Here is a 23,090-nt window from a genome sequence, read left to right as displayed (position 1 = left end):
AAAAGTAAAAAGCCCTCAAATAAACTGCTCACATGACGTGAAAAGCAGTTTACTTAAGGACTTTGATTCAACGAAAACATACGTGATGGCATAAAAAAGCACATCCTCCGTTATAAGTACCATAAGTTGCTTTCCCGCATAGTCCGGACATTTACGGTGTCCTGGTAGAGACGCAGAAGCCAATTCTTCTGCATATATGGGGTTTCCTTATTAATCATAACAAGATGATTCATATGCGTCAATGGTAAAGTCGAACGATAACCAAAAGACATCTTTTAACGTTCGTGTTTTTTACCCATCTTCTGCTAATTTTCGATTTTATTCCCTTTGAACTTGATAATCTGACGAACGGGTACGGGTTCTCCGTTAACTTCCTCGAATAAGGGCTCTTCTTTTCGCCCAACAGCCATGTAACCCTCTCGTTTCATCCGGTCTAGGCAGTCTTCCATTGTTTCATGTTCCTGCACTTCAAACCAGAGTGTTTTTTTATTCATTTGAATAACCTACCTCTTTTCACTTGTTTGACCCAGAATCCACCATGAATAGTTTTCGGTTCGTACGCAATAATAAATGCTTTGGGATCGATTTCTTGAATCGTTTTGTATAATTTCAATTCCATCTTCCGCGGTGTTAAAATTTGCATGGCTTGTCTACCGCCATCTCTTCCATTCGCATCCCAGTCTGTCACACCGTAACCTTTTTCACGCAACTGACGGGGAAGATAATCGCTTTCATCGTTGCTGATGACGTTGACCGTTATATATCCAAGAGCCATTTTTTCCTCAATTTTGGAACCAATGACAACTCCAGATCCATAACCAATCGCATACGCAATTAAATTTTGAATCTGATCCAGGTTATCCAAAACCAAGCCAAGACCTACTATATATATAACCACTTCCACCATGCTCACAAGGGCCGCCATATATCGAAAACCTTTGAGTGTCATAATCATCCGCACAGTAAAGAAAGTGACATAGACGATATTGATTGAAAATATTATAAGAACCATTAACCACGGATTGATATCCAATTTCTGCACCCTTTCCTTCGCAATTAAATTTCATATTAGGTTAATCAACGCATGAATGCAAGGGGGAATAGACCTTGTTTTAGAAAAAACGCATATGAATAAAAAAAGACCGTTACCGGTTTTTCCGGTAACGGTCTTTCTATTAGGTGCCCAGCGACGACCTACTCTCACAGGGGGAAACCCCCAACTACCATCGGCGCAAAAGAGCTTAACTTCCGTGTTCGGGATGGGAACGGGTGTGGCCTCTTTGCCATCATCACTAGACTGTATTAATTTGAAAGACAAGATTTATTATATCAATAATACCGATTATTTCAAGCATTTTTTTGAAAAATATTATCTTATTCTTTCAAAACTGGATAAATCGACATTGGATTATGGAAACGCATTTCAGTTATTGGTTAAGTCCTCGATCGATTAGTATTCGTCAGCTGCACGTGTCGCCACGCTTCCACCCCGAACCTATCTACCTCATCGTCTCTGAGGGATCTTACTTGCTTGCGCAATGGGAAATCTCATCTTGAGGGGGGCTTCGTGCTTAGATGCTTTCAGCACTTATCCCGGCCACACATAGCTACCCAGCGATGCTCTTGGCAGAACAACTGGTACACCAGCGGTGTGTCCATCCCGGTCCTCTCGTACTAAGGACAGCTCCTCTCAAATTTCCTGCGCCCGCGACGGATAGGGACCGAACTGTCTCACGACGTTCTGAACCCAGCTCGCGTACCGCTTTAATGGGCGAACAGCCCAACCCTTGGGACCGACTACAGCCCCAGGATGCGATGAGCCGACATCGAGGTGCCAAACCTCCCCGTCGATGTGGACTCTTGGGGGAGATAAGCCTGTTATCCCCGGGGTAGCTTTTATCCGTTGAGCGATGGCCCTTCCATGCGGAACCACCGGATCACTAAGTCCGTCTTTCGACCCTGCTCGACCTGTCCGTCTCGCAGTCAAGCTCCCTTGTGCCTTTACACTCTGCGAATGATTTCCAACCATTCTGAGGGAACCTTTGAGCGCCTCCGTTACTCTTTAGGAGGCGACCGCCCCAGTCAAACTGCCCGCCTGACACTGTCTCCCAAGCCGCTAAGGCTTGTGGGTTAGAAGTTCAATACAACCAGGGTAGTATCCCACCGACGCCTCCCCCGAAGCTGGCGCTCCGGGTTCTCTGGCTCCTACCTATCCTGTACAAGTTGCACCAAAATTCAATATCAGGCTACAGTAAAGCTCCACGGGGTCTTTCCGTCCTGTCGCGGGTAACCTGCATCTTCACAGGTACTATAATTTCACCGAGTCTCTCGTTGAGACAGTGCCCAGATCGTTACGCCTTTCGTGCGGGTCGGAACTTACCCGACAAGGAATTTCGCTACCTTAGGACCGTTATAGTTACGGCCGCCGTTTACTGGGGCTTCGGTTCGCACCTTCGCTTGCGCTAAGCACTCCCCTTAACCTTCCAGCACCGGGCAGGCGTCAGCCCCTATACGTCACCTTACGGTTTTGCAGAGACCTGTGTTTTTGCTAAACAGTCGCCTGGGCCTATTCACTGCGGCTCTCTCGGGCTTTAACACCCTACCAGAGCACCCCTTCTCCCGAAGTTACGGGGTCATTTTGCCGAGTTCCTTAACGAGAGTTCACTCGCTCACCTTAGAATTCTCTTCTCGCCTACCTGTGTCGGTTTGCGGTACGGGCACCTCCCGCCTCGCTAGAGGCTTTTCTTGGCAGTGTGAAATCAGGGACTCTGAGGTAAACCTCTTGCCATCACTGCTTGATGTATATAGAAACGGGATTTGCCTCGTTTCTCATCTCACAACTTGGACGTGCACAACCAACGGCACGCTCACCCTATCCTTCTGCGTCCCCCCATTACTCAAACGGCGGGGAGGTGGTACAGGAATATCAACCTGTTGTCCATCGTCTACGCCTATCGGCCTCGACTTAGGTCCCGACTAACCCTGAGCGGACGAGCCTTCCTCAGGAAACCTTAGGCATTCGGTGGACGGGATTCTCACCCGTCTTTCGTTACTCATACCGGCATTCTCACTTCTAAGCGCTCCACCAGTCCTTCCGGTCTGACTTCAACGCCCTTAGAACGCTCTCCTACCACGGACATCTACGATGTCCATCCACAGCTTCGGTAATCCGTTTAGCCCCGGTACATTTTCGGCGCAGTGTCACTCGACCAGTGAGCTATTACGCACTCTTTAAATGATGGCTGCTTCTAAGCCAACATCCTGGTTGTCTAAGCAACGCCACATCCTTTTCCACTTAACGGATATTTGGGGACCTTAGCTGGTGGTCTGGGCTGTTTCCCTCTTGACTACGGATCTTATCACTCGCAGTCTGACTCCCAAGTATAAATCACTGGCATTCGGAGTTTGTCTGAATTCGGTAACCCGGGATGGGCCCCTAGTCCAAACAGTGCTCTACCTCCAGGATTCTCTTCTTGAGGCTAGCCCTAAAGCTATTTCGGAGAGAACCAGCTATCTCCAGGTTCGATTGGAATTTCTCCGCTACCCACACCTCATCCCCGCACTTTTCAACGTGCGTGGGTTCGGGCCTCCAGTAAGTGTTACCTTACCTTCACCCTGGACATGGGTAGATCACCTGGTTTCGGGTCTACAACTACATACTCATTCGCCCTATTCAGACTCGCTTTCGCTGCGGCTCCGGCTTATAGGCCTTAACCTTGCATGTAATCGTAACTCGCCGGTTCATTCTACAAAAGGCACGCTATCACCCATTAACGGGCTCTAACTACTTGTAGGCACACGGTTTCAGGATCTATTTCACTCCCCTTCCGGGGTGCTTTTCACCTTTCCCTCACGGTACTGGTTCACTATCGGTCACTAGGGAGTATTTAGCCTTGGGAGATGGTCCTCCCGGATTCCGACGGAATTTCTCGTGTTCCGCCGTACTCAGGATCCACTCTGGAGAGAACGAACTTTCAGCTACGGGGCTGTTACCCTGTCTCGCGGACCGTTCCAGGTCGCTTCGCTTAATCCGTTCCTTTGTAACTCCGTATAGAGTGTCCTACAACCCCAGAAGGCAAGCCTTCTGGTTTGGGCTGATCCCGTTTCGCTCGCCGCTACTTGGGGAATCGCATTTGCTTTCTCTTCCTTCAGGTACTTAGATGTTTCAGTTCCCTGAGTCTGCCTTCTCATGTGCTATGAATTCACACATGGATACTGCTCCATTACGAACAGTGGGTTTCCCCATTCGGAAATCCCCGGATCACAGCTCACTTACAGCTCCCCGAGGCATATCGGTGTTAGTGCCGTCCTTCTTCGGCTCCTAGTGCCAAGGCATCCACCGTGCGCCCTTATTAACTTAACCACTGATGGTCAAAAAAATAAGTTGATCGCAATCGCGATCACGCTACTATGATGCTTGTTTCTTAATCAATGTCGATCTATCCAGTTTTCAAAGAACAAGTTTGAAAGTGCTCCGTAAGGAGTGAACCTTCAAAACTGAACGCAAAACGTCAACCCGATTCCGAAAAATCGGTTCCGATATTATCCTTAGAAAGGAGGTGATCCAGCCGCACCTTCCGATACGGCTACCTTGTTACGACTTCACCCCAATCATCTGTCCCACCTTCGGCGGCTGGCTCCCGTAAGGGTTACCCCACCGACTTCGGGTGTTACAAACTCTCGTGGTGTGACGGGCGGTGTGTACAAGGCCCGGGAACGTATTCACCGCGGCATGCTGATCCGCGATTACTAGCGATTCCGGCTTCATGCAGGCGAGTTGCAGCCTACAATCCGAACTGAGAACGGTTTTCTGGGATTGGCTCCCCCTCGCGGGTTTGCAGCCCTTTGTACCGTCCATTGTAGCACGTGTGTAGCCCAGGTCATAAGGGGCATGATGATTTGACGTCATCCCCACCTTCCTCCGGTTTGTCACCGGCAGTCACCTTAGAGTGCCCAACTGAATGCTGGCAACTAAGATCAAGGGTTGCGCTCGTTGCGGGACTTAACCCAACATCTCACGACACGAGCTGACGACAACCATGCACCACCTGTCACCGCTGTCCCCGAAGGGAAAGCCTAGTCTCCTAGGCGGTCAGCGGGATGTCAAGACCTGGTAAGGTTCTTCGCGTTGCTTCGAATTAAACCACATGCTCCACCGCTTGTGCGGGCCCCCGTCAATTCCTTTGAGTTTCAGCCTTGCGGCCGTACTCCCCAGGCGGAGTGCTTAATGCGTTAGCTGCAGCACTAAGGGGCGGAAACCCCCTAACACTTAGCACTCATCGTTTACGGCGTGGACTACCAGGGTATCTAATCCTGTTTGCTCCCCACGCTTTCGCGCCTCAGCGTCAGTTACAGACCAGAAAGTCGCCTTCGCCACTGGTGTTCCTCCACATCTCTACGCATTTCACCGCTACACGTGGAATTCCACTTTCCTCTTCTGCACTCAAGTCCCCCAGTTTCCAATGACCCTCCACGGTTGAGCCGTGGGCTTTCACATCAGACTTAAAGGACCGCCTGCGCGCGCTTTACGCCCAATAATTCCGGACAACGCTTGCCACCTACGTATTACCGCGGCTGCTGGCACGTAGTTAGCCGTGGCTTTCTGGTGAGGTACCGTCAAGGTACCAATAGTTAGTTGGTACTTGTTCTTCCCTCACAACAGAGTTTTACGATCCGAAAACCTTCTTCACTCACGCGGCGTTGCTCCGTCAGACTTTCGTCCATTGCGGAAGATTCCCTACTGCTGCCTCCCGTAGGAGTCTGGGCCGTGTCTCAGTCCCAGTGTGGCCGATCACCCTCTCAGGTCGGCTACGCATCGTCGCCTTGGTAGGCCATTACCCCACCAACTAGCTAATGCGCCGCGGGCCCATCCTGCAGTGACAGCCGAAACCGTCTTTCCGTACAGCCTCATGAGAGGCCGCAAACTATTCGGTATTAGCACCGGTTTCCCGGAGTTATCCCGATCTGCAGGGCAGGTTGCCCACGTGTTACTCACCCGTCCGCCGCTAAACCAAAGGAGCAAGCTCCAATGGTTCCGCTCGACTTGCATGTATTAGGCACGCCGCCAGCGTTCGTCCTGAGCCAGGATCAAACTCTCCATTATAGAGTAGTTGATTGCTCAATACTGCTGGCGTATCGCCGTCTCGAAAGACGCGCGATTCGCTTGATCTGCCGTAGCTGATCAGTAAGTTGTGTCGCGATCGCTCGCGACTGTATTATTGACGTTTTGCTGTTCAGTTTTCAAGGTTCATGTTGTGCGCCTCTCTTGGCGACTTGACTAATATAGCACGCTACAAAAATAACGTCAAGCTTTTATGAGAAACTTTTACTGTTTTAATTATAACTCAATATTCTTAATATTCAACTAAAAAATTATTACAATTTTGAAAGGATGTTGCTTCCTTTCATTCAAATACTTGCCTCAATTTATTAATCGTCAATCAACTCGTAAACACATCGCCTACTGGACAATTCTTTAACACACTTCCTACTATATATAGAAGGAAGCTTTTTTGGCGATATAAAAAAACTGCCGGCTTACGCCGACAGTCTTTCTTTAGACTAAGAAAATGAAATACAAAACAAAAATAACGAATAGCCCATACATGATAGGATGAATTTCTTTTCTTCTTCCTGCAACCAACATCGTGATCGGATAGAAGATAAAGCCAATCGCAATCCCCGTAGCGATACTATAACCAAGCGGCATCGCGATCATTGTTAGAAAGGCTGGAACAGCAATCTCAAACTTACCCCATTCAATTTGACCAAGAGCTGAGACCATCAGGACGCCGACAATGATCAAGGCTGGCGCTGTGACCGCGCTTGTGATTACTGACAACAATGGATAGAAAAGAATCGCAATCAGGAATAGAATTCCTGTAACCACCGAAGCAAAACCGGAACGTGCTCCAGCTGCTACACCAGACGTCGACTCAATGTATGACGTAGTAGTCGAAGTTCCGAAGATAGCTCCACTCACCGTTGCAATTGAATCCGCGAGCAAAGCTTTTCCAGCGCGTGGTAATTTATTGTCTTTCATTAGACCAGCTTGGTTCGCTACCGCCACCAATGTTCCGGCAGTGTCGAAAAAGTCTACGAACAAAAATGTCAGTACAATGACTAAGAATTGGATAGTCATTAATGAACCCGGGTCATTAAAGATGGGTTCGAGTGCTACGCCGAATGTCGGCGCGAGGCTCGGAACATTTAAATCAATGACTGCAGTCGGTAAGCTGATTACTTGGAAAACCATGCCGACGACAGCAGCAATCAGAATCCCAAAGAAAATCCCTCCCTTTACTCCACGAACCATCATGATCACGGTAATAAATAAGCCGAAGATTGCGAGCAAAGCGGATCCAGTCGTTAAATCGCCGAGCCCAACAAGTGTATCCGGATTGCCTACAATGATCCCGGCATTTTGCAATCCGATAAACGTAATATAAAGGCCAATACCCGCACCGACTGCGTATTTCAATTGGGCCGGAATGGCATTGATGATGGTTTCACGGATGCCCGACAATGTCAGCAGGATAAAAATCAAGCCTGAAACCAATACCCCCGTCAATGCGGTTTGCCAAGGCACACCGTAGGTAAGAACAACCGTATAAGAGAAGAACGCGTTGAGGCCCATACCTGGCGCCAAAGCAAGCGGGTATTTTGCTATGATTCCCATCAATAAGCTTCCGATAGCAGCTGCTAACGCTGTCGCCACAAATACTGCACCATAATCCATGCGAAGGGCCGGATCCAAATCAGGAATCGAGTCCATCGTCAGCGTTAATGGATTGACTACCAAAATATACGCCATCGCTAAAAATGTGGTTAAACCGCCGATAAATTCTTGACGATAGTTTGTGCCAAGTTCTTCAAACTGAAAATATTTCTTCATGCATAATTCCTCCGTATGCTTTTGTATAAGTCTACGAAAAAAACGCATACAGCGATTTGCCGTATGCGTCCGATTATCTCCGTCTGAAAACAGAGAGTCCGCCTATTTTATAAGGCGGACAAAAAATCGTAGTCGGATCATTTACGGTGAACCGGTAGAGACTCTCAGGCCATATTCCTGAATTTATACGACAAGCTTATTTAATTTCATTTATAGAATACCACGATAGGTATGAGAAAACAAGACGAAACACGAACAATTATCACTTTTTTTGACTAAAAGTTCGTAAAAAAGGAAAACGGCTGCAATTTGCAGCCGTTTACTCTATTCCCACTCGATAGTTGCAGGTGGCTTACTCGTAATATCGTATAATACGCGGTTGATGTGATCTACTTCGTTAACGAGGCGGACACTGATTTTCTCGAGCACATCCCATGGGATTCTTGCCCAGTCAGATGTCATGCCGTCGATTGATGTAACTGCACGGATGCCGATTGCGTAGTCATATGTGCGGGCATCGCCCATAACGCCGACGCTGCGGATGTCCGGCAGCACCGTGAAGTATTGCCAAACATCACGGTCAAGGCCGGCTTTCTTGATTTCGTCACGCAAAATCCAATCCGATTCGCGGACGATTTCAAGCTTTTCTTTCGTGACCGCTCCCATGATTCGAATTCCGAGGCCTGGGCCTGGGAATGGCTGGCGCCAAACGATTTCATCCGGCATGCCAAGCTCCGTGCCGAGTGCACGCACTTCGTCTTTGAACAAAGTGTTAAGCGGTTCAATCAATTCGAATTGCATGTCTTCAGGCAATCCGCCCACATTGTGGTGGGATTTGATCGTTTGGGCAGTCGTTGTGCCGCTTTCGATAATATCGGTATAGAGAGTGCCTTGGGCAAGGAAATCCATGCCTTTTAGTTTCTCTGCTTCATCATCGAATACATAGATGAATTCGTTGCCGATGATTTTGCGTTTTTGTTCAGGATCGCTGACGCCTTCAAGTTTCTTCATGAAGCGTTCGCGGGCATCAATTTTGATGACGTTCATATGGAACCCATCCGCGAAGGTTTTCATGACACTTTCCGCTTCCCCTTTACGGAGCAAGCCGTGGTCTACAAACATGCACGTCAATTGATCACCGATTGCTTTATGGATCAACACAGCTACAACTGAAGAGTCTACGCCGCCACTGAGTGCGCAAAGGACTTTTTTGTCGCCCACTTGATCGCGAATTTTGGCAATTTCTAATTCAATGTAGTTTTCCATTGACCACTCGTCTTTCATGCCGCAGACATCGAAGACAAACTGGCGCAGCATTTCATTGCCGTAAACAGAGTGGCGGACTTCCGGATGGTACTGAACTCCGTAAAGTTTGCGTTCTTCGTTGGCCATTGCCGCAACCGGGCATCCTGGGCTTGTCGCAATGACATCAAATCCAGGAGGTGCTGCTGTCACGAGGTCACCGTGGCTCATCCAGACGATTTGTTCTTCAGGTACATCTTTGAAAATGGAACTTTCTTTTGTCAAAGTCAGTTCAGCTTTTCCGTATTCACGATTAGAAGCTTTCTCGACCTTGCCTTCCATACGAAGCGCCATCAATTGCATGCCGTAGCAAATGCCAAGGATTGGCAATCCCATTTCGAAAATTTCAGGGTCGATAGAAAATGCATTTTCATCATAAACGGAGTTTGGTCCACCGGAGAAGATGATTCCTGTCGCGTTCATTTCTTTGATTTCGGTCGCAGTGATTGTATGCGGATGGAGTTCGCTGTACACTCCGATTTCCCGGATGCGGCGCGTGATCAATTGGTTATACTGGCTGCCGAAATCCAAGACGACGATTTTTTTCTGTTCTTTCAACATAGGGCTGACTGGCAAATCCTTCACCTCTTCTGTTCGATTCAGGCCACAATATAAAAAAGAACGCGAAAAATCACTCCTCGCGTTCTTGTCCTCTACGTTAAAAAGGCGAATGCACAGGCAAATAAGCATGCGTCATCCGCCTTCATAGTCAAGTCATTTCCGGTGACTTGGTAGAGACATCCGAACCGTATCATCGGACATATATGAGGGCACTGTATTCTATAATTTTCTCAATTGTACAGGCTAGTGTTTTTAAAATCAACCGCTTGTCCGATTGATTAAATTTTCCCAACTTTCCTTCAGCTTCGGCCAATCGACTGAATGAGGGTCACCGCCGTAAATGGATTTCTCATACGCTGCCGTTAATGCTGTCATTTCTTTCGTGCCAAAAAACGAATCGACGTATTCAGCATAAGAACGCAGCGTTTGGCCTGGCGCACGTTTAATCCCATATAGTTCCAATTGCTTCAACAGCCGCAAATAGGCTTTTTCAAAAGTTTCTGCATCTGCTTGTTTTCGGCGGTAATACGGAATTAATACTTTGGGCATCCATTTTTTGCGGATCGAGAATAATAGGAGAGCCAACAAAAGCAATGCGATAGTTGCTGCGATTAGCTTTCCAGCCTGTTCGGCTACAAATGCCAGGAATCGCTCACCTGTTGTAGGCCCAGCATTCGTGGCAGCGTTGCTATCCGTCTGATCAGGCTGAGTTTCGGGTTCCGGTTCCGGGCGGTCCGGCATTTCTTCTTCCGGATCTGAAGCATCGATTTCCAAATCGAAATCAACGGAAGACGAGCCAGTAAAGCCGATGGTTGGTTCGAACATCATCCAGCCTACTCCTGGCATATAGGCTTCCACCCAAGAATGTGCGTTATTGTTCGTAACTTCATAGACGTCGTAGCCATCCACTGTATCAATGACTTCTCCTTCATTGAAGCCTTTTACCCAACGCGCAGGAATATCCAAAGAACGCAACATAACGACCATCGATGTAGAGAAATTATCACAATACCCCCGCTGCGTCTCAAAGAGGAATTGGTCGACATAATCTTCGTCTCCCTCAGGAATGGCAATGTCACTTTGGCTATATTCAAAACCATTGGTGCCAAAATAGCGTTCCACCGCTTGCGCCTGAGCATAGACCGTATCGGAACCGGCAGCGATTTCTTGTGCCAGTTCCCCAACCCGGTCAGGCAATTCATCAGGTAGTTGCAGGTAGCGATCATATTCCGTTGGCAAGCCGTCAAGTTGTTCAACATCGGTTTCACGCAATGCGGTCAAACTGAAAGAAGGTTCGCTGTAAAACACTTCATAGACATCGGGTTCAAACGCTGTATTTTCCTGTAAAGTGTCGAAGCGTTGTTGAACGGGATCGTAGCGATAATCCAATGTCTCTTCCATTAAGAAAGAGGCGGTACCATAAGGATAGAGAACAAATGGAAATGGCAATTGCATATCGACAAGAGCTGAAGTACGGTCTTCTCCTTGCGGCGGGAAATCCGTCTCTACTTCATCACCGTTTTGGTAAAGCTGCTCTTGTGCATCTTCGTCCGAAAACTCCCAGCCTTTTGTTGTGTAAACATCTTTCACTTCAACTTTCCAATATTGGCCTTCTTCGACTTCTGCCCTGAAAACAGTCGTATCATCGGAAACAAAAGAGCCACCGAGCTGTGAATCATCGACGCCATAGCCGATGCGACCAACGCCGCCTTGCCCGACACCGCCCTGCCCCGAATAGGAAGTGATATATGGAACAGGGTCCGGCCAAATTGGTTCGGCCTTTGGCAAGTAAAAGGCAAAGGCCGTTGAAGCGACCAATAACATCAATAACGGAATTGAAAAGACCAATAGTTTATCGGTCTTCGCAGTTGCCGCGTGATGCTCCATCCACCTGGCCAAGTGCAATAACCCGGCCAATAGCAGGCCAATTACCATAATACGAACGATAGCTGCATCCCCTGAATAAGGGCTAAATGTATCCAATACCGCGATAAACACAACCGTCAATAGATAGAATAGGAAAATACTCAGGCGGAAACTAACCCAATAGTGGATCAGGTAAATAGCCATCCACAATAGTGCAAAAAACAGGACTGTGCGGAACGCATCAGTTGTTGCTTGCCAATCCTGACTGAACAGGGCCGATAAACTGATACTGGCCTGTTCCATAACAAAAGCTAGGCTTTCCGCCGTAAAAAACAGATTTCCGGTATATACATAGACGATAAACCATAAAATATAAATCACTTTCACCGGAGCGGTGACCCACCACGGGATATCGAAAAACGCCATTATGAGACCTATAGCTACAAAAGCTAAAAACAGTCTGTGATGGCCAGTTTCAGTTAATTCGATAACTGGGCGTAGCCATTCCGACAGCAGCAAAAAAACCAATATGTACAATAACCCCATAAATACTTTGTTTTTTCTGATCGAAGTCATGAGCGATTCGCCTCCATGAACGCCGAAGCGAAATTTCCAGGCTCGATTACTTTGACACGAAACCCTTTTGATCTGGCATATTGATGATTTTGTTCGTCCTCAGGAGTGAGCGATTGCCCTTTTTCTGTCACAACGAAACAGAGACATTGACTTAAGCTCGTCGCATTCCGCCGAATCTCGTCAACTATGCCGCGAGACAGCGAACCCGTGACATAAACTAGGCTTGATACATGAACTTGCTTTAAGTCCTGTCCGACGAGCGCCTCGATCGGGCGGTCTAAATCATCCTGAACTTTTGCCAAATGATAGAGCGCGCGTTGCAATTGTTCATCGCTTTGAATCAATGGAAAAAAAGCACGCGGTGTGCCGGGCGATAAATAAGCGACACTGGCATGGGATGCCACCACGGAAGTAAGGATCGAGGCAATCAATTCAACTTGCCTTTCGAAAACCGGAGACGGAGAACGGTCATCGAGCAAGAACAAATCCTGCGATTGACGGTCTTCGAATTCTTTCGTGCGCATCGTCTGCGTCCGCGCAAACGATTTCCAGTGAATCCACGAAACCCTGTCTCCCGGCTGGTAATCACGGATCCCGCTCGCCATCGTTGTATCTTTCACCAAAGTGTAAGGTGCTGCGATCGAGCCTTGGTCAAAGCTAGAGCCGATCGGCCGATATTTCATTTCAACCGTATTCGGGTAAACCAGTATAGATTGTGTGGCCGGCAATACTTGCCGCTTTTTTACCCATCCAAAAAAATCGGCCGTCTCCACCACTACGCCCTCTAAAATGTGCTCACCTCTTGGCATTTCCCCGATTTCGTAATTCCAGGAAAACTGATGGCGGAACCCTGGAATCAGCAGCCGCTGACCGGATTCTGCCATGCGAACCTTAAAACGCGCAGATTGCGCTTGCTCTTCGAGGACTGTATACAGCAGCGGAAATGGCAAAGTACGGCTCACAGTGACCGTGGCCGAAAAGCGATGACCGCTTTGGACGCGCGGCGTATGCACTACGCGTTCTGCGCGCAAATTCCGCAATGGATAAAATGACAACAAAATCGAATAGACAATAAAAGGCACAGATATGTAAAAGATAAACCAACTAACAAATCCGCCTTGGAACATGGCAAATGCAAAAGTCAAAAAAAGCAGGATGAGCACAAATATCATCCTGCCCGAAGAGCCTAAAATTTGTTTAACCCGCTTCATTGATTTACAAGCCTTTGCACAGGAACACGCGTCTTGGCTATGATGCGCTCTGTCAGTTCTTCTGCGGTAATACCGTCATAACGGGCTTCCGAGCGCAACATGATGCGGTGGCCAAAAACAGGTTTTGCCAAATATTGAATGTCATCCGGCGTGACATAATTACGCCCTTTGAGCATGGCATAAGCTTGAGCCGCTTTCATCAAGGCAATCGAGCCACGCGGGCTGACCCCGAGATAAACATAAGGGTCGCGACGGGTTTGAGTGGCCAACTCGACAATATAAGCGCGAATGGTATCGTCGACGCGAATCGTCCGCACCTCATCCTGCAGCTCCAGCAATTCCTCTAAGGTCAGCACCGATTCCAGTTCTTCAATCGGCGGAATGGACTGAGAACGTGTCAATACCTCAATTTCTTCTTCGCGTGTCGGATAGCCCATTTTCACCCTCAGTAAGAAACGATCCAATTGCGCTTCTGGTAATGGATAAGTCCCTTCGTATTCAATCGGATTCTGCGTCGCCATCACGAAGAACGGCTTGGGAATCTGCATCGTTACGCCATCCGTTGTCACTGAAGCTTCTTCCATTGCTTCCAATAATGCTGACTGGGTCTTTGGAGATGTCCGGTTGATTTCATCCGCTAAGACGATATTGCCCATAATCGGGCCCGGACGAAAATGGAATTGCATATCTTTTGGACTGTATATGGAAACACCTACCACATCTGAAGGCAGCAAATCCGGAGTGAACTGGATACGTTTAAAATCCGCTCCGACTGATTTTGCCAGCGCACGCACCAGCATTGTTTTGCCGACGCCCGGCACATCTTCCAGCAAAACATGGCCGTGCGATAATAAAGCGACCAAACTCAACTCAGCGATTTCGCGTTTTCCGATAATCACTTTTTCGATATTATCTATGACTTTTCCTAATCGTTCTGTCGCTTTCATATCGGTTCCTCCTATATAAGTAAAAAAAGGTTTTGAATTATCACAATCTTATTGCCATCATAGCGGATTTCAGGTGATAACTCAACTGAGCCATCGTGGCACGCTTAGTGGACGGGGCTTTTTGAACGACGTGTTTACATAGAAAAACGGGAAAAGCACCCGCTTTTCCCGTTGATTGATCTTATTTAATTGTTTTTCCAGAAATCGTCAAAAATCGTCACCGGCAAATTGCGTTTATGCTGGGTTTTCAAATAATAACCTTCTAATTTTTCGCGCGCGTCTTCAGCAATTTCCTTGCCTTCGAGGTAATCGTCGATTTGCTCATAGGTGATGCCGAGCGCGACTTCATCTGGAATGGCTGGTTTATCTTCCTCTAAATCAGCTGTTGGGGCCTTAGTATACAAATGCTCGGGCGAACCAAGCGCCTTCAGCAGTTCACGACCCTGCCGCTTATTCAACCGGAACAAAGGCAGTACATCTGCTGCGCCGTCGCCGTATTTTGTGTAAAAACCGGTAATCGCCTCAGCCGCGTGATCGGTGCCGAGCACGACCGCATTATGCATGGCAGCCACCGAATATTGTGCTTTCATGCGTTCGCGCGCTTTTTCGTTTCCTTTAGCAAAATCTGTCAGTTTGATGCCTTCCGCTTCTAGCGCACGGTCGCTTCCATCGACAGCTTCTTTGATGTTGATGGTATACACTTTAGTCGGCTCAATGAATCGGATCGCATCCTGTGCATCGTGTTCATCGCCTTGGACACCGTATGGCAAACGCACACCGTAAAAACTGTATACTTGCTCGCCAGCTTCCTCATTCAGTTCGTCAACGGCCATCTGTGCGAGCTTGCCGGCAAGCGTCGAATCCTGGCCGCCGGAAATGCCGAGTACAAATCCCTTCAGAAAAGAATGATGCTCTAAATATTCTTTCAGGAAATTGACCGTCCGTTTGATTTCTTCCTGCGGATTGATTGAAGGCTGTACTTTCAATTCGTCAATGATCTGCTGTTGTAGTATCGACATGTAGATCCTCCTTATTTGTTCATGAATTCCTGTACTGATTCCCGCACTTCCTGGATGTTGCGCATTTTGTTATTCCAGCATTTCTCACTCAAATCAACTGGGTATTCTTCCGGGTTGAGCGATCGTTTGTATTCGTCCCATAGTAAATCGAGCGTCCCTACCGCATATTGTTGGATTTCCTGAAGCGATGGGTTCGTATAGATCACTTCCCCTGACTTGATCACTTGTTGATGGATGTTGACAGCATCAAAATTGGTGATGAACTTCGAGACAAAGGTATGGACGGGATGGAACATTTTCAGCCGTTCTTCAGAAGCTGGGTCTTCATCGTGTAGGGTGATATAATCACCTTCTGATTTCCCATTTTCCCTATCTATAATCCGGTAAACGTTTTTCAATCCAGGGGTCGTCACTTTTTCTGCATTGCCAGAAATTTTGATGGTGTCTTCCATTTCGCCGACACTGTTTTCGATCGAAACCAATTTGTAGACAGCCCCGAGTGCAGGCTGGTCGTAGGCAGTAATGAGTTTTGTCCCAATGCCCCATGCATCGACTCGTGCGCCTTGCGCTTTCAAATTGAGGATCGTGTACTCGTCCAAATCATTCGATACGACCACTTCGGTATCCGGAAATCCAGCATCATCCAGCATTTTACGGGCTTCTTTGGACAAAAAAGCGATATCGCCGCTGTCCAGGCGAATGCCGCGGAAATTGATCTTGTCGCCAAGTTCTTTCGCCACTTGGATGGCAATCGGCAAGCCCGACTTCAAAGTATCGTACGTATCGACCAAAAAGACGCATTCACGATGACGCTTCGCATAGGCATGGAACGCTTCGTATTCGTCTTTATATGCCTGAATCATTGAGTGGGCATGAGTGCCTGCTGCTGGAATGCCGAACAATTTGGCGGCACGGGTATTGCTTGTCGCTTCTAACCCACCGATATACGCAGCCCGCGTGCCCCAGATTGCCGCATCCATTTCCTGCGCCCGTCGCGTGCCAAATTCCATGACGCGTTCCGTGCCGACAACTTGCTTGATGCGGCTTGCTTTAGTGGCGATCAAAGTTTGATAGTTAACGATATTGAGCAGCGCCGTCTCAACCAATTGCGCTTCTAATAGAGGCGCTTCGACGCGAATCAGCGGTTCATTCTGGAAAACAAGCTCGCCTTCAACGACTGAATAGACATCTCCCGTAAAACGGACTTGTTTCAAATAATCCAAGAAATCTTCTCGATACCCGAGCTCATCGCGCAAATAAGCAATGTCACTTTCCGAAAAATGGAAGTTTTTTAAATAATCTAGTACCCGCTCAAGCCCCGCAAATGTGGCATAACCATTACCGAATGGCAATTTCCGGAAAAATAATTCAAACACCGCTTTCCGTTCGTGCATTCCATCCGCCCAATAAGTTTCCGCCATATTGATTTGGTATAAATCGGTATGTAATGCCAAGCTATCATCTGCATAACGCGTTTCCACAAAAATCCCCTTCTTCCACAGTAATGACTCTTATTATACATCAAATTCCTTATTTTATAAGCTCTTGTCTTCGCACGTAAGCCCTATCATTGACATATACCCAAAAATATGAGATAGTATTCGGAGTTAACTACGAGGTAACATATAAATTTTGATGACTGGCATTCTACGCAATGTTTTTGAAGATACTTATTCACACTGGCGCGATTAAAGGATCGCAAGGACGTAAAAGAAGGCAGGGTTTACGTTGCTTAAGTTTAAAGCACCCAGTGGAACTATTACCGCGGCACTGAAAGCAAACACTTTCAATGGAAATGATTCCCCGTTCATTACGGGTTAATATTTAAGTCAAAACGCATGATTGTTACCTAATAAACAAAGGGCTACCCTCACTTGAGGGTAGCCCTTTTCCAATTTCCGCACGAAATAAAAGCAGCGCCGCACCGGTTTCATTCCGGAGTGGACGCTGCTTTTTGTTAACGATTTAAATAATCTGTCACGGCTCCTTTAGAAGAACAAGAGACATTATGTGCATATTTGCCAAGAACGCCTTTGCGGTGGAGCGGTGGCGCGATCCATTCGCTTCTGCGCTGTTCAAGCTCTTCTTCAGAAACATCCATAGAGATTTCTTGGAGATCGGAATCGATCGTTACCATGTCGCCTTCTTGAAGCAAAGCGATCGGCCCGCCGGATTGTGCTTCCGGTGAAATATGCCCAACGACTAGGCCGTGCGTGCCGCCAGAGAAACGCCCATCGGTGAGCAATGCAACAGATTCGCCCATGCCTTTTCCGACGAGGATTGCTGAAATCGACAGCATCTCCGGCATGCCCGGACCGCCTTTGGGACCGACATAACGAATGACCAAGACATCGCCGTCGTTGATTTTGTTTGCCATGACCGCGGCCGTTGCTTCTTTTTCATTGTCAAAGACGCGTGCTGGGCCCGTGTGGCGATTGACTTTTACACCAGACACTTTAGCAACGGCGCCTGTTGGGGACAGATTGCCTTTTAAGACGATCAACGGGCCGTCTTTGCGCTTCGGATTGTCGAATGGCATGATGACGTCTTGCCCTTCTTCCAGGCTCGGCGCTTGCTGCAAATTCTCGGCGACGGTTTTTCCGGTGACTGTCATGCAATCGCCGTGCAAATAACCCGCTTCCAACAACATCTTCATAACCGCTTGAACGCCGCCTACTCGGTGAAGGTCTTGCATGACGTACTTGCCGCTTGGTTTCAGGTCCGCAATATGCGGCACTGTTTTTTGCAAGCGGTTGAAGTCGTCGATCGTCAAATCCACTTCCGCCGCGTGAGCGATTGCCAGCAAGTGAAGAATCGCATTTGTCGAACCGCCAAGCGCCATGACGACCGTGATGGCATTTTCGAACGCTTCTTTTGTCATGATGTCTTTCGGATAGATGCCAAGCTCCAGAAGATTATGCACTGCAGCACCTGCCGCTTCACAGTCCGCTTCTTTGTATTCAGACACGGCCGGATTCGAGGAGCTTCCCGGCAAACTCATGCCCATCGCTTCAGCAGCTGAAGCCATCGTGTTCGCTGTGTACATCCCGCCGCACGAACCTGCGCCGGGACAAGCGCTACATTCGATTTTGCGCAATGCCGAGTCGTCGATGGTGCCATTATTGTGCTGGCCAACACCTTCGAACACAGACACGATATCGATATCCTGGCTATTATAGCGACCTGCTGCGATGGTTCCCCCGTAGACAAATACTGCCGGCACTTCGGAATTGGCGATGGCAATCAAACAACCCGGGATATTTTTATCGCAGCCGCCGATTGCAACGAGCCCGTCCAAGCTTTCTGCACCGACAACGGTTTCAATGGAGTCAGCGATAACATCTCGGCTCGATAGCGAATACTTCATGCCTTCTGTCCCCATGGAAATGCCATCAGAAACGGTAATCGTATTGAAGATAAACGGAACAGCACCGGCTTGTCGCGCACCTTTTTTAGCGGCTCTCGCCAGTTCATCGATATGTATATTACACGGTGTGACTTCGCTCCATGTGCTTGCGATGCCGACCATCGGCTGCTCGAAGCCTTCGTCCGTCACGCCAACCGCACGCAGCATCGCACGGTTCGGGGCTTTCATCGGCCCTTCGCTAAAAACTTTACTCTTGATGCGCAAATCCTTCTTCATTAGTATCCTACCCTTTCTGTTCTATGTATCTGCTTCGCGGATTCACGGAGCACTCATTAAATTCACCGGCCCCAGAGGAATCACCTAGCTAGCCATCCGGAATTGAGGATCCGGCTGATTTGAGTTTCTCTCTATTATAGAGTACATTTTTCAGAATTCAACGAATAAATCGATAATTAATAATAATATTTTACAATTTGTCACAATTACATTTGTGTATCCGTTTTCATATGGTATAAAAGCATTTCTCCCATTCGTCACCCCGTCTCTTCTCCATTTTTACATAGTGCGCTATAACATTAAAAAAGCACATAGCTCGCTTGCTATGCGCTTCGTGCTGAAACTATCCCAATTTAAAGCAAATCACTTTCGTATCGGTCATCTCCTGGATGGCGAATTTGACGCCTTCTCTGCCGAGTCCGGATTGCTTAACGCCGCCGAACGGCATGGCATCGATTCGGAAGTCACTGCTGTCGTTGATCATGACGCCGCCCACTTCGAGTTCTTCGATCGCACGGTGGGCATGGTCCAAGTTTTTCGTGAAAATTCCTGCCTGCAGTCCGTAATCGACAGCATTTGCCTGTTCAATCGCTTCATCCAAACCAGCCACTCGATATAGCAAGACGACCGGTCCGAAGATTTCTTCTGTTGCGAGCGCACAATCTTCAGGAACATCCGTGAGCACAGTCGGTGAATAAAAAGCACCGTCCCGTTCCCCACCGGTTTTAAGCGTCGCGCCTTTTGCGAGGGCTTCCTCGACCAGTGCCTCGACCCGTTTTGCTTCTTTTTCCGTAATCAATGGGCCCATGTCCGTTATTTCAGATTGCTTGTCACCGACAATATAACGTTCAGTTTGCTCGATAAATTGGGTTTTAAACGTGTCGTAGACATTCTCTTCGATGTAAACTCGCTGGACGCCGAGGCAATTTTGCCCAGCTGCCCAAAATGCACCCGATACACAAGACGCTACCGCGTCGTCCAAATCGGCATCTTGCAAGACGATAACAGGCGAATTCGATCCAAGTTCCATGCCCACTTTTTTCAGGCCGGCTTTTTTGGTGATCGCAAGCCCGGTTTCGACGCCTCCGGTAAAGCTGATCATCCGGACCGCGGGATGCTCGACCAGGACATCGCCGATTTCCCCGCCTCTTCCGGTAATGACTGACAGAATTTTTTCCGGCAAGCCTGCGTGCGCAAAAGCTTGTGCCATCAAAAGCGCACTGAGCGGTGTGACAGTTGCCGGTTTGACGATGATGGCATTGCCCGATGCAATCGCCGGGCCGACTTTATGCGCCACTAAGTTCAACGGATCGTTAAACGGCGTGATCGCCCCGATGATGCCGAGCGGAAAGCGCCGGTAATAGCCGACTTTGCCGATTCCACCAGGCGACTGATCAAACGGGATCGTCTCTCCGGTGATGCGTCTCGCCTCTTCTGCGCTCAAGCGCAAGGTCTCCACCGCCCGTCCTACTTCTTTACGTGCTTCACGGATTGTCTTGCTGCTTTCTTTCGCAATGATGCGCGCGTATTGTTCGGAATTCGTCTCGATATACTCCGCCGCTTTCCCAATAATATGCATGCGTTCGACGACCGGCATGCGGGCTGCCGTTTTAGCGCCCGACTTTGCCGCTTCGATGCACGCTTCCATGTCTTCTTTCGTAGCGGCAGGCACACGATCGATGAGCGTCCCATCTTGTGGGTCGGTCACATCGATCCATTGTTTGCCTTCTACCCATTCACCTGCCAAAAACATTTTCTGGCCTTCAACATGTGTCGCCATCTAACCTGCCTCCTTTCATGAACGCACCGTTTCTCTCGCCTTTGCGATGGTCAATAAGTCGATAAGCAAAGAAAATCCGGTTTCTGTTTTGCCCGCTCCTGCGCCACTCAAGGTGACCGGGCCCAGCAGATCAGTTTCGTAGGTGATGGCATTAAGCGCTCCCGAAACAGCAGCAAGCGGGTCATCCAGCGGCACTTTTTCAGCTGCAACTTTCGCTGTAACCATCCCATTGTCTTTTTTTGCCGTGGCAATTAGTTTCCAACGTTTTCCTTCCGCACGTGCTTGCTCGATGAGTTCTGGCGTCATTTGTGAAATGCCTGTGCACTCGACATCTTCGACCGATAATGGCATGCCCATGACATGTTGAGCGAGAATAACGATTTTATAACGGGCATCCAAGCCTTCTACATCACTCGTCGGGTCCGCTTCTGCATAGCCGAGCGCCTGGGCTTCTCTAAGCGCGGCTTCATAGCTCTCCCCTTCATCCATCCGCATAAGCATGAAATTGGTCGTGCCGTTCAAAATGCCGCGAATTTCAGTAATGTCGTTTCCGGCGAGTGCCAGTTTCGGCATCCGCAGCGCCGGGGTACCGCTCATGACCGTGCCTTCAAAGCCCCAAGATACTTGGTGCTTGTGCGCTAAAGCCGATAATTCCTGGTAAGCGAGCGCAACCGGCCCTTTATTGGTCATGACCACATTTTTACCGCTTTCGAATGCTGCGCGGCAATGGTCGATTGCCGGTTGGCCGGTCTTGACGTCCGTATAGGAAACTTCAACTATTGTATCAGCGTTCGATTGCGTGATGGTTTGCAAGCTGTCCCAGCCAGTGATTAAGCCCTCCGTTTTCGGGTAGCCGCCCAAACTCCCCGTTGTTTGTACAGTCTCCAGTACCGCCTCGAGGTCAAGTCCTTGTGGATGATACAAAGAGCCTTTTCTGAAATCCGAGATCGCTACGACTTTCGCTTCGAAGCCTTCTTCGTTTTTCAGGCTTTCTCGCTTATCATGCAGAATCTCCGCGAGTCCTTGCCCGACTACGCCGAATCCGATAAATGCCAGTTTATGTGCCATGCTGTTCCTCTCCTTCTCCGTCTTTGCCTTTAAAAAAGCCAATTGCCGCATTTGCTAAAATAGCAGCGCCGAGCGGCAAACTGCGTTCATCGATGTCGAAATGCGGCGTATGCAAATCCCGCTCGATTCCGTCATTCAGCGAACAGCCGAGGAAAAACATCGCCCCCGGCAGCTGCTGCGTGACATAAGCGAAGTCTTCGCCTCCCATGCCGAACGCTTGATGAATGAATCTGACAGAGGGATCCGTTTTTTGGATAGCTTTTGTGATCTGTTCATTCACATGCCGATCATTGATTAACGGAGGCTCTCCCCGCTGGTAATGGAAGGAATAATCGCCGCCCAGATGTTTCGCGAGTGCGAATGCATCGCGGATTTCCATTTCGAGCAGATCACGCGTGCTGGCTGAATAGCTTCGCACAGTGCCTTCCACTTGAACTTCGTGCGGGATGATATTGCTGGCAGTTCCTGCATGGATTTGCCCGACACTGATGACCGCGGGTTCGAGTGCGGATACTTTCCGCGGCACGATGCCATGCAGCGCCTGCAAAATGAGGCCGAGCATCCAAGTCGGGTCGCTGCCGAGTTCCGGATACGCACCATGCCCGCCGGTTCCCTGGATCGTCCCGTGAAAGACATCGACGTTCGCCATGCTGATGCCGTCATGCATTTGAACTGAACCGACTGGTAGCCATGGGCACATGTGAAGCGCAATCGCCAGCTCCGCTTCGTCGTAAGCGCCCGCTTGCAACAGATACGGTGAGCCTGACATGGATTCGTCGTCAATCATCTCTTCTGCCGGCTGGAAAATGAACTTGACCGTTCCGCCCAATGGCTTGTCCCGGAAGTAGTCTGCGAGAAGCGAAGCGGCGCCGAGCAGGATGGTGGCATGCGCATCGTGTCCACAGGCATGCATAACTTCAGGGGTTTTCGACCGGTAATCGCATGTATTCGCTTCGGTGATCGGCAAAGCATCGATATCCGCACGCAATGCTATTACCGGGCCCTCGCCTTTTCCGAGCGTTGCGATGACGCTCGTCTGCACGCCGATCCCCCGTTCGACGGTGATGCCATCGATAGTCGCCAAAATAGATGCGATAAAATCGGCTGTCTGGAATTCCTGGAAGCTCAGTTCCGGATATTGGTGCAGCATTCTTCGCCATTCGCTGAGCTTGCCGCTCATTTTTTCCGCTTGTGTCAGGAGTTCGTCTTTATTCCCCATGTTT

At 48.7% G+C, this 23,090-nt stretch carries 13 protein-coding genes, 3 rRNA genes and 3 riboswitches; all 16 genes read right to left on the bottom strand.

What is annotated here, in order from left to right; translation table 11 throughout:
* Window positions 1-119 precede the first annotated feature (119 nt).
* Window positions 120-220, bottom strand: a riboswitch (purine riboswitch).
* 85 nt (window positions 221-305) lie between these two features.
* Window positions 306-494 (bottom strand): NETI motif-containing protein, encoded by a 189-nt coding sequence (locus BBI11_RS04610; RefSeq protein WP_068461074.1) that lies wholly within the window; start codon window positions 492-494, stop codon window positions 306-308.
* On the bottom strand, window positions 491-1,012 hold the full coding sequence (locus BBI11_RS04605) for a DUF2179 domain-containing protein (protein ID WP_068465607.1): 522 nt from the start codon (window positions 1,010-1,012) through the stop codon (window positions 491-493). The genes BBI11_RS04610 and BBI11_RS04605 overlap by 4 nt, the downstream gene beginning before the upstream one ends.
* A gap of 169 nt (window positions 1,013-1,181) precedes the next feature.
* Window positions 1,182-1,297: ribosomal RNA gene (gene rrf / locus BBI11_RS04600) — 5S ribosomal RNA — on the bottom strand.
* Window positions 1,298-1,430: 133 nt separating this feature from the next.
* Window positions 1,431-4,363 (bottom strand): 23S ribosomal RNA (locus BBI11_RS04595).
* A gap of 189 nt (window positions 4,364-4,552) precedes the next feature.
* Window positions 4,553-6,103, bottom strand: a 16S ribosomal RNA gene (locus tag BBI11_RS04590).
* Together the 16S, 23S and 5S rRNA genes form the textbook arrangement of a ribosomal RNA operon.
* Window positions 6,104-6,556: 453 nt before the next feature.
* On the bottom strand, window positions 6,557-7,894 hold the full coding sequence (locus tag BBI11_RS04585; RefSeq protein WP_068461072.1) for an NCS2 family permease: 1,338 nt from the start codon (window positions 7,892-7,894) through the stop codon (window positions 6,557-6,559).
* A 109-nt stretch (window positions 7,895-8,003) separates the two neighbouring features.
* Window positions 8,004-8,105: riboswitch (purine riboswitch) on the bottom strand.
* Window positions 8,106-8,218: 113 nt separating this feature from the next.
* Window positions 8,219-9,757: a glutamine-hydrolyzing GMP synthase gene (guaA, locus tag BBI11_RS04580; protein WP_068465606.1), complete on the bottom strand. Its 1,539-nt coding sequence runs from the start codon at window positions 9,755-9,757 to the stop codon at window positions 8,219-8,221.
* Between the two features lie 125 nt (window positions 9,758-9,882).
* Window positions 9,883-9,984: riboswitch (purine riboswitch) on the bottom strand.
* Between the two features lie 31 nt (window positions 9,985-10,015).
* Window positions 10,016-12,199, bottom strand: coding sequence for a transglutaminase TgpA family protein (locus BBI11_RS04575; RefSeq protein ID WP_068461071.1), 2,184 nt, complete (start codon window positions 12,197-12,199; stop codon window positions 10,016-10,018).
* A complete protein-coding gene (locus BBI11_RS04570) occupies window positions 12,196-13,371 on the bottom strand; it encodes a DUF58 domain-containing protein (RefSeq protein WP_237150319.1) in 1,176 nt (391 codons plus the stop codon). Before BBI11_RS04570 ends, BBI11_RS04575 begins: the two co-directional genes overlap by 4 nt.
* 35 nt (window positions 13,372-13,406) lie before the next feature.
* A complete protein-coding gene (locus BBI11_RS04565; RefSeq protein ID WP_068461067.1) occupies window positions 13,407-14,357 on the bottom strand; it encodes an AAA family ATPase in 951 nt (316 codons plus the stop codon).
* Window positions 14,358-14,542: 185 nt separating this feature from the next.
* Entirely contained in the window at window positions 14,543-15,376 is an 834-nt protein-coding gene (gene nadE, locus BBI11_RS04560) for an ammonia-dependent NAD(+) synthetase (RefSeq protein ID WP_068461065.1), read from the bottom strand.
* Window positions 15,377-15,387: 11 nt separating this feature from the next.
* A complete protein-coding gene (locus BBI11_RS04555; protein WP_068461064.1) occupies window positions 15,388-16,857 on the bottom strand; it encodes a nicotinate phosphoribosyltransferase in 1,470 nt (489 codons plus the stop codon).
* Between the two features lie 476 nt (window positions 16,858-17,333).
* Complete coding sequence (gene ilvD / locus BBI11_RS04550; RefSeq protein ID WP_068461063.1) at window positions 17,334-19,019, bottom strand: dihydroxy-acid dehydratase; 1,686 nt, start codon at window positions 19,017-19,019, stop codon at window positions 17,334-17,336.
* Window positions 19,020-19,362: 343 nt separating this feature from the next.
* Entirely contained in the window at window positions 19,363-20,799 is a 1,437-nt protein-coding gene (locus BBI11_RS04545) for an aldehyde dehydrogenase family protein (RefSeq protein WP_068461062.1), read from the bottom strand.
* Window positions 20,800-20,814: 15 nt separating this feature from the next.
* Window positions 20,815-21,867, bottom strand: a complete 1,053-nt coding sequence (locus BBI11_RS04540; protein WP_068461061.1) for a homoserine dehydrogenase — start codon at window positions 21,865-21,867, stop codon at window positions 20,815-20,817.
* Window positions 21,857-23,086 carry a M20 metallopeptidase family protein gene (locus BBI11_RS04535; RefSeq protein WP_068461057.1) on the bottom strand — a complete coding sequence of 410 codons (1,230 nt, stop codon included), beginning with the start codon at window positions 23,084-23,086 and terminating at the stop codon, window positions 21,857-21,859. Before BBI11_RS04535 ends, BBI11_RS04540 begins: the two co-directional genes overlap by 11 nt.
* Window positions 23,087-23,090: the final 4 nt, after the last annotated feature.

The sequence above is a fragment of the Planococcus maritimus genome (assembly GCF_001687625.2).
GTDB classification, from domain to species: Bacteria; Bacillota; Bacilli; order Bacillales_A; family Planococcaceae; genus Planococcus; species Planococcus maritimus.
This window is presented reverse-complemented; position numbering and strand designations above follow the sequence as displayed.

Coding starts and splice junctions, on each gene's coding strand:
- ilvD (WP_068461063.1), bottom strand. CDS start 19,019: ATGAAGAAGGATTTGCGCATCAAGAGTAAAGTTTTTAGCGAAGGGCCG.
- guaA (WP_068465606.1), bottom strand. CDS start 9,757: ATGTTGAAAGAACAGAAAAAAATCGTCGTCTTGGATTTCGGCAGCCAG.
- BBI11_RS04610 (WP_068461074.1), bottom strand. CDS start 494: ATGAATAAAAAAACACTCTGGTTTGAAGTGCAGGAACATGAAACAATG.
- BBI11_RS04585 (WP_068461072.1), bottom strand. CDS start 7,894: ATGAAGAAATATTTTCAGTTTGAAGAACTTGGCACAAACTATCGTCAA.
- BBI11_RS04535 (WP_068461057.1), bottom strand. CDS start 23,086: ATGGGGAATAAAGACGAACTCCTGACACAAGCGGAAAAAATGAGCGGC.
- BBI11_RS04545 (WP_068461062.1), bottom strand. CDS start 20,799: ATGGCGACACATGTTGAAGGCCAGAAAATGTTTTTGGCAGGTGAATGG.
- BBI11_RS04575 (WP_068461071.1), bottom strand. CDS start 12,199: ATGACTTCGATCAGAAAAAACAAAGTATTTATGGGGTTATTGTACATA.
- BBI11_RS04605 (WP_068465607.1), bottom strand. CDS start 1,012: ATGGTTCTTATAATATTTTCAATCAATATCGTCTATGTCACTTTCTTT.
- nadE (WP_068461065.1), bottom strand. CDS start 15,376: ATGTCGATACTACAACAGCAGATCATTGACGAATTGAAAGTACAGCCT.
- BBI11_RS04565 (WP_068461067.1), bottom strand. CDS start 14,357: ATGAAAGCGACAGAACGATTAGGAAAAGTCATAGATAATATCGAAAAA.
- BBI11_RS04570 (WP_237150319.1), bottom strand. CDS start 13,371: ATGATATTTGTGCTCATCCTGCTTTTTTTGACTTTTGCATTTGCCATG.
- BBI11_RS04540 (WP_068461061.1), bottom strand. CDS start 21,867: ATGGCACATAAACTGGCATTTATCGGATTCGGCGTAGTCGGGCAAGGA.